Consider the following 13,309-nt stretch of genomic DNA (forward strand, 5'->3'; position numbering starts at 1 on the left):
TCGGTATCAGTGATAAATGATACACTCAACCACTACGATAACCTGCCAACGCTCAAATGATGCCTGAAACCGTAGCGCGTACTTTTTACATTGTTGGCATCGGTGCCTCGGCAGGTGGGTTGGAGGCCTTTGAACAGTTTTTCCGCCATACCCATACCGATAGTGGCATGGCCTTTGTGCTGGTATCCCATCTCAACCCGGGTCACGCCAGCATTCTTACCGAAATTCTGCAGCGAACCACCTCTATGTCGGTGGTCGAGGCGCAGGACCAGATGGCGGTGATGCCCAACTGCGTCTATGTGATTCCGCCCAACCGCGACATGGCGATCTTTCACGGGGCGTTGCAACTGAGTGTACCGAATCAACCTCGTGGCCAACGCATGCCCATTGATGCCTTCCTGCGTTCATTGGCTGAAGATCAGAACGAAAAAGCCATCGGCATCATCCTTTCCGGTACCGGTACTGATGGCACCTTGGGACTGCGCGCCATACTCGGAGTTGGTGGCGCCACGCTGGTGCAAGAACCAGCCTCGGCGAAATACGACGGCATGCCGAACAGCGCCATTCAAGCCGGTTACGCTACCCTGGTACTGCCGGTGGAAAAAATGCCGAATGCCTTGCTGACCGGCATATGCGCTCCGAAATACCTTTCGGAAGTTGCTTCTGCAGCGAGCAAAATGAACCACATCCTGATGCAGTTGCGCCGAGTGACCGGCCACGATTTTTCCCAATACAAGAAGAGTACCTTAGGTCGACGCATCGACCTGCGCATGTCCTTGCTCGAGATGAAGGACCGGGAGGACTATGCGCACTACCTGAAGGAGCATCCGGCCGAGATAATCATGTTGTTCAAGGAATTGTTGATCAATGTCACCAAATTTTTCCGTGATCAGGAGGCCTTCGACGCGCTCAAACAGGAAATCCTGCCACAACTCATGCAGAGCAAACCCGATGATACTGTGTTTCGTGCTTGGGTTGCAGGCTGTTCCACCGGCGAGGAAGCCTATTCCATCGCCATCCTGCTGCGTGAATTCATGGACGAGGCAAATCGCGAATTCAAGATACTGCTTTACGCTACCGATCTTGACGATGATGCCATCGCCACTGCGCGTGCTGGTATCTATCCACCCAATATTGTCCAGGATGTCAGTCCCGAACGGCTACGCCGCTTCTTCATCAAGGATGACGCAGGCTACCATGTCAGGAAGGACATTCGCGAAACCATCGTGTTCGCCATACATAATGTCATCAAGGATCCACCCTTCGCCAAACTCGACCTACTCAGTTGCCGTAACTTGCTGATCTATCTTGAACCCGAGGTGCAGAATCGTCTCATCCAGGTTTTTCACTACGCACTGAAGCCAAACGGTGTGCTGTTCCTCTCGCCAACGGAGAGCATCGGAAGACACCCTGGTTTATTCATGGCACTCAATCGCAAATGGAAGTTTTACAGCGCTGTCGACACCTCCTCCTCCTCCCGCGTATTGATGTCCGCTGGACTGGTTTGGGCCGGAAATCACCACGCGAAAGAGCCTGATGAAACGATCGGGAAGACCCGGGAACCCGATTTTGCTGAACTAACCAAGCGAGTCCTGTTGCAATCCTACGCACCCGCCTCCGTGCTGACTGATGACAAAGGAACGATCCTGTATGTGCATGGCGACACCGGCAAATACCTGCGTCCGGCACCCGGACAAGCAACGCTCAATATCGTTGAAATGGCGCGCGAGGGATTGCAAAGTGAACTACGCCTCGCCTTGAACAAGGTCAAACAGGATACGCCTACCTCTACCACTACCCCGAATCAGATGGTCAGGGTCAAGATCAACAACGGTGACCTGCAGATCGTTCATTTCAGTGTGCGCTCTCTACCCACTCATGAGTCACAAAGAAAATTCCTGCTAATCAGTTTCCAGGATGGGGTGCATCCAGCACCCGCGAAAGCGTGCCGCAGCAAAGGTTCCATTGCGGGTCATGAAGAACTGACCTATACCAAGGAGAATCTGCAAGCCGCCATTGAGGAGCAACAGGTTTCCAACGAAGAATTGCAATCCACCAACGAAGAATTGCAATCCACTAACGAGGAACTGGAAACCTCTAAAGAAGAACTGCAATCCGTCAATGAGGAACTGGTTACGGTGAATACCGAACTGCAAGCCAAGATTGAGCAACTGTCCGACATACAGAATGACATGAAAAATTTGCTCGACAACATCAACGTTGGCACCGTGTTTCTTGACAACCATCTGCACATCAAGCGCTATACCCGCGAGGCTGTGCATCTTTATCGTCTGGTTGCTTCAGATGTGGGTCGCCCACTGAGTGACATCAAGTCGAATATCGAAGGCGAGGATATGCTTTCTAATGCGCAGTCCGTGCTGGATACCTTGGTTCCCTTCGAACTTAAAGTCCGTACGACCGGTGGGGCCTATTATCTGGCGCGTATTCAGCCTTACCGCACGCTGGATAGCATGATCAATGGCGTGGTACTGACCTTCAGCGATATCAGCCAACTCGTTCGAACCCAGATGGCAGAAAACGAAGCCCGTGAACTGACCATAGGCATCTTCGATACGATACATGAACTGCTCATCGTGCTGAATGACGAATTGCAGGTGGTCACTGCCAGTCGATCCTTCTACCACTATTTTCAGGCCACGGAGGAAGGCACCATTGGTCGTCCGATTTACGAACTGGGTCAGCGACAATGGGATATTCCGGAATTGCGCGGCATGCTGGAGAATATCCTGCCAAAAAATCTGGCATTTGAAGGCTACAGGGTAGAACAGGATTTTCTCGGGATCGGTCATCGCAAACTGGTTCTCAATGCCCGCTGCCTCGTCGGAAAGTCTTTGAATAAGCCGATGATTCTGCTGGCAATAGATGAACTGGCATGAGCAATAATCCCGGAGAGCATGACTCATTGCGCGCGATCGCCGAGGTAAAACTTGCTCACTGCACGCCACCCCAAGCCGTAGGGACTCGCCCGATCGAGGATGTTCTGCACGAACTTCATGTGTATCAAATCGAATTGGAGATGCAAAACGAAACCTTGAAGCAGACTCAACTCACCTTGGAGGAGTCCCGTGATCGTTATATGTATCTGTATGACTTTGCGCCCATAGGTTGCTTTACGCTCACCGATGCAGGGCTGATTTTCGAGGTGAATCTCACCGGCGCTGCGTTGCTCCAGATGGACCGTTCAAAACTATTGCAATGCCGTTTCGCGCAATTCATCGTGCCCGAGCAACGAGACTACTGGTATCGTCGTATCTTATGCGCTTTGCAACTGGGCGAGGCGAAACATTTTGAACTATCCCTCATTAGGGCAGATGGGACCACCATTGATACGCGAATCGATTGCCTGCGCATGAAGTCCATTCACGGCGAGTGTTCGGTGCGCATCGCACTCACGAATATCACCGATCACAAGCGGGTAAAGAAGGCACTGAACGAAAGTGCCCTCAGATATCAACTGCTCTTCGAAAATTCACGCAATGCACTGATGACCCTGGCTCCACCCTCCTGGCACTTCACCTCGGCGAACAAGGCAACACTACAACTGTTCGGCGCAACCAGCGTAACCGAACTCACTGCGATCGGACCCTGGGATCTTTCGCCATCACAGCAACCAGATGGACGACTCTCCCGCGATAAAGCACAGGAGATGATCTCAATCGCCATGCGCGAGGGCTCACACCTGTTTGAATGGGAATACCAGCGGTCAGACGGTCAGACATTTGCCTCCGAGGTGCAGTTGATCCGCATGGAATTGGACAAGGAAACATTCCTGCTTACGACTGTGCAAGATATTTCAGAACGCAAAAAATTGGAAAATAAAATCAGAGAATCACGCCAGTTATTGCGCAAGGAAATCAGAGAATCACGCCAGTTGATGCGGGAACTGGCGAAGAGGAACGAATTGTTGCGGGAAGATGAGCGAAAATATATCGCGCGTGAAGTGCATGATGAACTGGGGCAAATCCTGACGGCATTGCGCATGGACATCACTTGGATCAATCTGAGTTTTGGCGAACAAAATGAGGAATTGGTGTCGAAGACGCAGAGAATGAATGCCTTGCTGGATCAGGCCAGCCGGGCCGTGCGCAATATCGTCTCCAATTTGCGACCCACCGCGCTGGATATAGGACTGGTTCCCGCGATTGGGTGGCTATGCAATGAATTTTCCGCTCATACTGGAAGAAACTGTGTTCTTCATACGGTGGAAAAACATATCGACTTGGATGAGGATCGCTCTGTGGCCATATTTCGCATCGTGCAGGAACTGTTGACCAACGTGGCACGTCATGCCGCTGCCAACAATGTTGAAATCCACTTGTCGCGACAAGCCGGTGATCTCCATGTGCAAGTGCGTGACGATGGCAAGGGATTTGACACTGAGGCCACCACCATCAACGAGTCATTTGGCCTGCTGGGAATACGTGAACGAGCCCTTGCCCTGGAAGGATATGTCAAAGTTCTCAGCACACCGGGTCAGGGGACATCAGTTACCATCGTCGTGCCCACCGAACCGAGCCAGGATCAATCATGATTCGTCTGCTGATCGCAGATGACCATGCCATCGTCCGGGAAGGATTACGGCAACTGATGATGCTGACAGAAGACATCAAAGTCACTGGCGAGGCCACCAACGGTCAGGAGGTATTGGAACAGGTAGGTAACACTGAATTTGATCTGTTGTTGCTTGATCTGAACATGCCAGGAATCAACGGGATAGAACTGATCGAACGGGTCAAGACCTGCCGTCCAACCTTGCTCATTCTTGTCTATAGCATGCACAACGAAGTCCACATGGCGACCAGTGCACTCAACGCGGGATGCTCGGGCTATTTTACCAAGGACAGCGACCCAAAAATGTTGGCATCAGCCATCCGCAAGGTCAGCAGTGGAGGTAAATATATCGGGATGGAGTTGGCCGAAAAGATGATATTCGATAACGCGTATCCGCAGTTACTCCCCCACACCCTGCTTTCGACTCGTGAACTGGAGATATTACGGTTGCTCGTGGTCGGCATGAGCGTCAACGAAATCGCCAGTCAACTGTTTATCAGCAATAAAACGGTCAGTACCCATAAGGCCAATTTGATGGAAAAAATGAAGTTCCACAGCATTGCCGACCTGGTACGTTATGCCATGCAACACGGGATTTCCGGCTAACCTCTGAATACCACTCACCGACTATAGGCAACTCCCTGTCTCTACAAAAACTTTGTGGGGTATTCAGCTTAGTGCTGTGCCTAGCTTCTCCATGGGTGCGAAGGCACAGAAATATCCAGCGAAGCTGGCGCTTTATGGCGAAGCTTGGCTGACACCGCGAACTCATGCGCCACAACTTTTGGCTTGGGATTAGCTACAAGCTCACGGAAGGACATAGGATGCATGGAAATGCACTGTTCGATCAACCTGTAGAAGAGCATGCCCCGATGCGTGGACTTGCGGCGGTTGAACCGAAACGCGAATTCGTCGAGATAGGCCTGCAGGTGTTCCTCCTCGAAGGATCCTTGGTGCGTGCCCATCAGCCAGCGCTTAACGAATAAGGTTAGATCGTGCGCAAGCCACGATCTGAACCGTTTGTTGGACAAGCCCAGCAAGTTGGGTATTCTGGACCAACGTGACCGGTCATTCCGGCATCGTGACCGGTCATTCTGATTTATCGTGACCGATTTGGCGGGTTTCCGGAATCTTCGGTCACGATGCCGGAATGGCGTTGTACGATGGGGTAATGGTGTTACGCATGGACCCACTGAATGGGTATGCTGACCAGTTTTTGGAGCCAGCATGCCCGCATCAAGGATTGCTATGCGTAAGATCAAGGATGTTCTTCGATTAAAACTCGATGCTGGGCTCAGTCATGAGCAAATTGCGATGGCTACCCCTATTCAACCATCTGCACTTGCAAATCAAACCGTCAATTATTCAGATTCCGATCACTGGAAACCGTGCTTGAATGGGTTTTCCAGCATCATTCCCCCCGCACAATAGAAAATCAACCCCGCCACTCATTCGCCACACCTCTTTCTCAAAGACTCATGTTGATTCTGGACTTCTACGCAGCAGGTTGCAGTTGGCCGGGCAAGCAGTCGGCTGATGCCAATCGGTTCTCCGCTCTCCTCACACCAGCCATAGCGACCATTTTCGATTCGCGCAAGGGCTTCGTCGATTTTGTGTAACTGCTTGCGTTCCCGGTCGCGCACACGCAACTCAAGCGTGTGATCCTCTTCGAGAGAGGCGCGGTCAGCAGGATCTGGGGTGGTCACGAAGTCCTGAAGATGCCGCGTGGTTTCGCTGGCGGCGGCGAGCAACGTATCGCGCTCTTGGCAGAGACGTGCGCGGAAGAATGCCAGTTGTCGTGCAGACATATAGTCACCGGCGGCTGCGGCAAGCATTTCTGCGAGGGTGAGCAGCGCGTCAGGTGCGTTCGTAATTTGGTTCATAGTCATCTCTCCTCCTGGAGCAGGAATGGCAAGGAAACTTCCACCATTGGGCAGGACCAAGCGTCAGTTCATCATGGGACAGTGTACAGTGTGTGGTCAGAACTGGCAGAACGAGACACCTTTTGAGATGTTTTTGGTGGGGCGCTCCACCAAGCGGCCATCGGGTTACGTTTGGATTTTGAATCCGTGCTTGATTAGCGTGAAACCACACTGATTTTGCACAAAAAAACCATCACCGAAAAATGTGCAAAAAAATCGTGCTGAAGATGCACATCCGCCTCCGTCAAGAACCAGTAAAACTATTTAAGCAGTTATCATCGCATCGCCAATGTAAACACCTATGCGGTGCACGACAGGTCCGGCGATTTTTATCAAATGATCCCGCAGCACCCACAATCCCCACTCGTAACTCCTCCCATATCAATCAGGGAGGAGTATGCTATCGCCAGCGGGAATTGAAAATAACGCCGCTCAGTCACTGTTTACCCGCATGAAGTATTATTCGAAGTAACGGTGCGGTGCGCTACGCCAGCCACCGTCAGGTGCTGAACCGAAAACTCGAAACTGCCAGCACTATTCGATAAGGGATTCTCCGATGAATGTGAACCAGCCTCTTACCGATGATGAAATCAACGAACTGGATGATTTCCTGCTTTCCGATAAATCGCCGGGATCCTGTATGGACATTTCCACTTTCGATGGTTTTCTGGCAGCCGTCGTACTCAATCCTGATGTAATCCTTCCCAGCCACTGGTTGCCATGGGTATGGGATATGGACAATGGCGAAGAATCTCCCGAATTCGACACGCTGGATGAGGCGAGCCGCATCTCGAACCTGATCATGCGCCATTACAACACGGTAGCAACCACAATCGACGAGGACCGCTTCGGCCCACTGCTATTTGTACTACCTCAGCCCGACGACAGTGAGTTTTACGATGCTGAAGGCTGGTGCGAAGGATTCATGCTCGGCGCTGCGGTATTTCTTGAACCCTGGTGGCGACCCGTCATGAAGGATCGCACTGAACTGGTTGCACCCATGGTGCTCCTGGGAACCGAACCGGGTTGGGAGATTCTTTCAGAGAGCGCCGACGAGAACCACGCGATTCAGGAAGCCTATGATTCCATTCCCGATGCCATAGTGGCGCTGCACGCTTATTTCGAGCCCCTACGCATGCAGGCAATTGAGTCGCGTATCGGGAATATTCGTACTTCAAACGATGATGAAACACAGCCCTTTCGCCGAAGCGACGCCAAAGTGGGACGCAACGACCCGTGCCCGTGCGGTTCCGGCAAGAAATTCAAGAAGTGCTGCGGATCCGATGAGCTATTCCATTGATTGAGACAGTACTCTGCACTGCTTGCCGTCCTTCCGTATTTTTCGGCTACGCATCCCATGCTGAATTCAATAATTCCGCAAGAAACGACCAGCGAACATGAGCGCCTGGCCGGTCTGGTCGAGCGCGTGAGCGGAATCAAGATAAATGAGGGCAGGTTCCCGCTTTTTAATCAAATTGAGTGATGGTAAGGGCGAATTGACCATCACTTATCGTGATTACGATTTTTCTCTTGTAATTTATAAGGTTACAATTAGTTCCGGTGGTATGTTTCTTGCATGAATACTGGTTTCCGCATGGTAGACCGCCTTGCAGATTGGAATGTGTCAAGGGCGTGCGAAGCACGACGCAGTGGACCCTTGACGCGCTCCAATCTGTGCAGCACGCTACCAAATGGCTATGCACAGGGCTCTTCATGGGCATAGCATGGCTACATTGGCCTTCCTGGCATCGCCACGGCACTTAATCTGAAGTCAATTGCAACCAGTGGTCAACCACCAACACCAACCCTCGACCATCACTTATCTTGCAAATCAAACCATCAATTATCTTGATTTCGCTCAGCGCGTCACCTTCCACAACGCCGAAAACGGCTTCTGCGTCCTGCGCCTCAAGGTCAAAGGAGAACGCGAACTCATCACCCTGATCGGACATACCCCCATGATCTCTCCAGGAGAATATGTCTCGGCATCCGGAAACTGGGCCATAGACCGAGAACATGGTAGGCAATTTCGCGCCATCTTCGTCAAAGTCTCTCCCCCCAATACCTTGTCCGGAATAGAGCGCTATCTGGGTTCAGGTATGGTCAAGGGCATCGGTCCGGTATATGCGAGCAGGCTGGTCAAGGCTTTCGGCGCAGAAGTTTTCGACATCATTGATCAGATGCCGGAAAAGTTGCGCGAAGTAGAAGGTATCGGCGAGATTCGCGCCAGAAAGATTTCATCCGGCTGGTCAGACCAGAAAATCATCCGCGAGATCATGGTGTTTTTGCACGCCCACGGCGTCTCCACCTCGCGCGCCGTGCGGATTTTCAAGACCTATGGCCAGAATGCGATTGATATCGTGAAGGAGAATCCCTATCGCCTGGCGCGGGACATTCGCGGTATCGGTTTTCTTTCGGCGGACACCATTGCACAGAAAATTGGCATCGCTAGGGATTCTCCGCTTCGTGCGCAGGCGGGAATCTCTTATGCGCTGACCGAAGCCTCTTCTGAAGGGCATTGCGGTCTGCCCTACGAACAACTGGTCACCCTCGCAGAAAAACTCCTCGAGATTCCCGCAGAAATCATCCGGCAGGCCGTCGTACAGGAAATTGCCGGAGAAGCGGTCTGCCTTGACACCATTGAAGGGCAAGACTGTATATTTCTGGCACCGCTATTTCATGCCGAATGCTCAATCGCCACTCAGGTCCACCGTCTCAAGACCGGTCATCCACCCTGGTCGGATTTCGATGTCGGCAAGGCCATTCCCTGGGTGGAGCAGAAACTTTCCGTCACTCTCGCGGAGAGCCAGAAGAAAGCGTTGGAACTTGCGCTGACTTCAAAACTGCTGGTAATTACTGGCGGACCCGGCGTGGGAAAGACCACGCTGATCAACGCCATCCTCACGATCATGCGCGCCAAGCACGTCAGGGCGCTACTGTGCGCACCGACTGGCAGGGCCGCGAAGCGATTGGCCGAGACAACCGGGATGGAGGCCAAGACCCTACACCGCCTACTCGAAATCAACCCAATGAATGGGCAGTTCAAATTCAACGAAGACCATCCCCTTGATTGCGACCTGATCGTCGCCGACGAATGCTCCATGATTGATGTGTTACTGGCCAATCAACTGTTGAAGGCAATTCCCCGTGCAGCAGCGGTGATCTTCGTCGGCGACATCGACCAGTTGCCTTCTGTCGGTCCCGGTCAGGTTCTTGCCGACCTGATCGAGTCTGGTGAGGTTCCTGTCATTCGACTCACCGAAGTGTTTCGGCAGGCTTCTTCTTCGCGTATCGTGCGTAGCGCCCACCAGATCAACCGGGGCGAATTCCCCAGTCTGCCGCAGAAAGGTGAGGAATCGGATTTTTATCTGGTATCGGTGGACGAACCCGAAACCATCGCCCAAACTATCGTCGATCTGGTCAAGACCCGGATCCCCAGAAAATACAAGATCGATCCTGTGCGTGACATCCAGGTGCTTTGTCCCATGAACCGTGGCCTGACTGGCGCACGCGGACTGAACCAGATGCTGCAGCAGGCGCTCAATCCCCCTGGTGATCATGGCATCGAAAAGTTTGGGTATCGCTTCGGCCACGGCGACAAGGTCATGCAGACCGAGAATGATTATGACAAGGATGTCTACAACGGCGACATCGGGTATGTCGGCAAGATCGATCTGGAAGAGCAGGAACTCAGCGTGAATTTCGACGGACGAGAAGTCGTCTATGCCTTCGGAGAACTGGACGAACTGGCGCTGTGCTATGCCACCACCATCCACAAATCCCAAGGGTCGGAGTTTCCGGTCGTGGTGATTCCGGTATCCACGCAGCACTACCCCATGCTCAAGCGCAACCTGATCTACACTGGCATTACGCGTGGCAGAAAATTAGTTGTGCTGGTGGGCCAGATGCGCGCACTGGCCATCGCGATAAAGAGCAAACAAACTGACCGGCGCTGGTCGAAGTTGGCGGAACGACTATCTCTGCGCTGAATTTTTGAACAACTCTGCCAAATGTAGAGCCGGTGAGGATTGTCCCCAATGTTCCCAAAAGTTTTTTCTTTTTGGGGACACGAAAGTTGATTACAACGGCAGTCGAAATTTGATACCGTGCTTATCTGGTTATCACACACAACCACTGGATATAGTGGTGCGTGATTTTTCTGCGTAGAACTCGGCATAGGGTGCGTGCGCTCTATTTCGTTCGGAAACAAGGCGCCGAAACCCCGGCAGAGAGCGCGGAAACGGCAAATCGCCTCGCTCAAGCACATCGCCAACCCATTGATTTTCAGCAAACTGCTTGATCGGATCGCGCTTGCGGACTGCGGACTTTTTGGTGCCCCCTCTCTTTTGACCGACTGCTTACGTTCAGACTTCCTGATCCCGACCGGATTTTGAGTATTTTTTCAGGATTTGAGTTTAGCACTTTATTTTTTCATGAATTGGAAAATCGGTATAAAATTGGCGTTGTATTTACAACCTGAAAGTTGATATGTTCAAGCAATCACTTCTTCCCGGCTTTCCTGATGGTGCAGATAAAATCGGAACTTCACTGAGCATCCTGACCAAAGAGGATCAAGTGACATATTTTGTGGGTGGTGATAATTATTTTTCACACCCGGCAGGAGATGAGCAAAGCAGACGTTTTGCACTGACGAGCCTGATGGCAAACGGTCACGTTCGAGCGCGCGACCTTGAAGGATCGCCCTTGCTGATTCCACACCGCACCCTGATGAATTGGACGAAACAGTACCGGCAGGACGGTCCTTGCTCGTTTTATCGCACAATCGGTCGTGCTGCGCCACGCGTGATCACCCCGGATAAAATTGCAGAATGCGCAAGGATTCTTGCAGAGGGTATTCATCCATCGGAAGTTGCCAGACGGGCAGGGGATCAATGAGTCGACCTTGCGCAAGGCGCTGAAGCGCAATGCGATTCCACAGTTGCCCTGCGTGCTGGATGAAGGTCTGACCAAGCCTGTAGTTGTCAGCAAAAGTGAGCGCAGCCGTATCGATGCGGAGGCTGCCAGCGCAATGGGTACGGCCTGCACGCGAGCCGATGAACGTGTTGCCGCAGCCATGGGCTTGGCCGGCTCTGCAAGCGCTCGATTCGAGGTGGGTCATGATGTTCAGATGGCGGGGCTTTTGACGGCCTTGCCTGCACTGTGCGCGAACGGCTTACTCAGCGGGATAGATCGTCATCTCAAGTTGCCGAAAGGGTTTTATAGTGTTTTGCATATTCTGCTGACACTGGGCTTCATGGCGCTTGCCCGGATACGCCGTCCGGAAGGATTGCGTCACATTCCACCGGGGGAGTTTGGTAAAGTCATCGGACTGGATCGTGTGCCGGAAGTGCGTACCCTGCGTGAAAAGATTACCACGATGGCTCGCACAGGTAATCCGCAAGCCTGGATGAAGGAACTGAGCAAGAGTTGGATGGAGAACGATCCTGATGAAGCGGGCTACCTTTATGTCGATGGTCATGTGCGGGTATACCACGGTGATCTGGCTAATCTACCGCGCCGATTCGTCTCACGCGAGAAACTGTGCCTGCGTGGCACCAGCGATTACTGGGTAAACGATGCGTTGGGTCGCCCCTTCTTTGTCGTATCGAAGGTCCTCAATGAGGGGATGGCGGATTGCCTGATTAAAGACATCGTACCCGAACTGTTAATCAGCGTTCCCGGACAACCAACCATGGAGGCGTTGAGTCAGGATCTGCGTTTGCACCGTTTCGTCATGGTGTTTGATCGGGAAGGTGCTACGTACAGTCTGTTCTCTGAACTCTGGAAGCAGCGCATTGGCGCGCTGAGTTATCGCAAGAATGTCAAAGAGGTGTGGCCGGAAGATGAATTTATTGAACAGGAGGTTCCTCAGCCTGGCGGTGGCAGTACGCGAATGAAACTGGCCATGCGGGAAACCCGGCTGGTTTCAGGCAAGGACTCAATGCCGGTCACCGAAGTGCGTCGTCTGACCTTGACGGGGCATCAGACGGCCATCATCACCAGCGCGCAGCATCTGGGAAATGGGGTCATTGCGGGCCGTATGTTCTCCCGGTGGTGCCAGGAAAACTTCTTCGGCTACATGATGGAACACTATGATATTGATGGACTTGTTGAGTATGGCGCGGAAAGTCTTCCTGGCACCTTATTGACTATCAACCCCACATGGCGCGAACTCGACAAACAGGTCAAAAAAGCACATCAAGCCGAGAGGAAACTTCAGGCAGAACTGACCAGACACACCCTGATGGACAGCGTGGATATTCAGAAAAAAGCCGAATCCGTCGAAGCACTTCAGACCGTGCAGATTGAACTGGCACGACTTCGTGCCGAGCGACGGGATATGCCCCGAAAAGTAACGCTGGACAGTTTGCCCGAGGAGTTGAGAGTAACTCAGTTGTTGCCGTTGAATAAAATGCTGACCGATGTGGTAAAGATGATCGCCTACCGCGCTGAGACCGCCTTGGTGGCGATATTGCGACGTCACTTGAAAAAGGAAGACGAAGCGCGAGCGCTGGTGCGGGAGTTATTCGTGTCTTCTGGTGACATTGAGCCTGATGATGCCGCACAGACACTGACCATCAAAATTCATCGGATGGCAAATCCTGCTCATGACAAGGCGATTGCGAGCCTCCTTGAAGAATTAACGCGGCTCGCTTTTTGTCATCCCGAATCAGGTGCAAGAATGATTTACAAATTGGTATGAGGTGCCAAACTCACATCCTGCTAGATCAGGAAGTCTGACGTTGGCTCTGCGCTTGCCCTTGGCGTCAACCGTGGTGTAAACTGACAACCTTAGTGTCAACCAACTGGCGCAT

9 protein-coding genes and 1 pseudogene are annotated in these 13,309 nt (G+C 52.3%); 8 read left to right on the top strand and 2 right to left on the bottom strand.

Translation table 11 applies throughout. The features are described 5' to 3' along the window. Positions 1-56: 56 nt before the first annotated feature. Genes HO274_RS02850 through HO274_RS02860 form a run of 3 tightly spaced genes read left to right on the top strand, consistent with a single transcriptional unit; the run spans position 57 to position 5,178 of the window. Entirely contained in the window at positions 57-2,897 is a 2,841-nt protein-coding gene (locus tag HO274_RS02850; protein ID WP_273121324.1) for a chemotaxis protein CheB, read from the top strand. Continuing rightward, on the top strand, positions 2,894-4,552 hold the full coding sequence (locus HO274_RS02855) for a PAS domain-containing sensor histidine kinase (protein ID WP_273121326.1): 1,659 nt from the start codon (positions 2,894-2,896) through the stop codon (positions 4,550-4,552). Before HO274_RS02850 ends, HO274_RS02855 begins: the two co-directional genes overlap by 4 nt. Further along, positions 4,549-5,178 (top strand): response regulator, encoded by a 630-nt coding sequence (locus HO274_RS02860; RefSeq protein ID WP_273121328.1) that lies wholly within the window; start codon positions 4,549-4,551, stop codon positions 5,176-5,178. Before HO274_RS02855 ends, HO274_RS02860 begins: the two co-directional genes overlap by 4 nt. A gap of 80 nt (positions 5,179-5,258) precedes the next feature. On the opposite strand, the pseudogene HO274_RS02865 reads toward HO274_RS02860, so the two are convergent. Then, a pseudogene (locus tag HO274_RS02865) lies at positions 5,259-5,555 on the bottom strand (IS1595-like element ISCARN11 family transposase); the annotation flags it as partial. Positions 5,556-5,820: 265 nt separating this feature from the next. Between HO274_RS02865 and HO274_RS02870 the strand changes: the two are divergent. Continuing rightward, positions 5,821-6,003 (top strand): hypothetical protein, encoded by a 183-nt coding sequence (locus HO274_RS02870; RefSeq protein ID WP_273121331.1) that lies wholly within the window; start codon positions 5,821-5,823, stop codon positions 6,001-6,003. Positions 6,004-6,020: 17 nt separating this feature from the next. Here HO274_RS02870 and dksA read toward each other — a convergent pair whose 3' ends face one another. Next, on the bottom strand, positions 6,021-6,455 hold the full coding sequence (gene dksA / locus HO274_RS02875; RefSeq protein ID WP_420537374.1) for an RNA polymerase-binding protein DksA: 435 nt from the start codon (positions 6,453-6,455) through the stop codon (positions 6,021-6,023). 595 nt (positions 6,456-7,050) lie between these two features. Here dksA and HO274_RS02880 point away from each other — a divergent pair. The 4 genes from HO274_RS02880 to HO274_RS02895 all read left to right on the top strand — a co-directional run bounded on the left by HO274_RS02880 (position 7,051) and on the right by HO274_RS02895 (position 13,197). Further along, entirely contained in the window at positions 7,051-7,794 is a 744-nt protein-coding gene (locus HO274_RS02880) for a UPF0149 family protein (protein WP_273121334.1), read from the top strand. Positions 7,795-8,308: 514 nt separating this feature from the next. After that, complete coding sequence (gene recD2 / locus HO274_RS02885; RefSeq protein WP_420537384.1) at positions 8,309-10,483, top strand: SF1B family DNA helicase RecD2; 2,175 nt, start codon at positions 8,309-8,311, stop codon at positions 10,481-10,483. Positions 10,484-10,982: 499 nt separating this feature from the next. After that, complete coding sequence (locus tag HO274_RS02890) at positions 10,983-11,390, top strand: hypothetical protein (protein WP_273120598.1); 408 nt, start codon at positions 10,983-10,985, stop codon at positions 11,388-11,390. A 7-nt stretch (positions 11,391-11,397) separates the two neighbouring features. Next, the gene (locus HO274_RS02895) at positions 11,398-13,197 is read left to right on the top strand and encodes a putative transposase (protein ID WP_273121336.1); all 1,800 of its coding nucleotides are present in this window, start codon (positions 11,398-11,400) and stop codon (positions 13,195-13,197) included. Positions 13,198-13,309: the final 112 nt, after the last annotated feature.

Origin of the sequence: Ferrovum myxofaciens (genome assembly GCF_013181415.1) — a bacterium.
Taxonomy (GTDB): domain Bacteria; phylum Pseudomonadota; class Gammaproteobacteria; order Burkholderiales; family Ferrovaceae; genus Ferrovum; species Ferrovum myxofaciens.

Bases quoted from the DNA above. Each gene is read 5' to 3' on its own strand.
- HO274_RS02850 (WP_273121324.1), top strand. From the start codon at position 57: ATGATGCCTGAAACCGTAGCGCGTACTTTTTACATTGTTGGCATCGGT.
- HO274_RS02855 (WP_273121326.1), top strand. From the start codon at position 2,894: ATGAGCAATAATCCCGGAGAGCATGACTCATTGCGCGCGATCGCCGAG.
- HO274_RS02860 (WP_273121328.1), top strand. From the start codon at position 4,549: ATGATTCGTCTGCTGATCGCAGATGACCATGCCATCGTCCGGGAAGGA.
- HO274_RS02870 (WP_273121331.1), top strand. From the start codon at position 5,821: ATGCGTAAGATCAAGGATGTTCTTCGATTAAAACTCGATGCTGGGCTC.
- dksA (WP_420537374.1), bottom strand. From the start codon at position 6,455: ATGAACCAAATTACGAACGCACCTGACGCGCTGCTCACCCTCGCAGAA.
- HO274_RS02880 (WP_273121334.1), top strand. From the start codon at position 7,051: ATGAATGTGAACCAGCCTCTTACCGATGATGAAATCAACGAACTGGAT.
- HO274_RS02890 (WP_273120598.1), top strand. From the start codon at position 10,983: ATGTTCAAGCAATCACTTCTTCCCGGCTTTCCTGATGGTGCAGATAAA.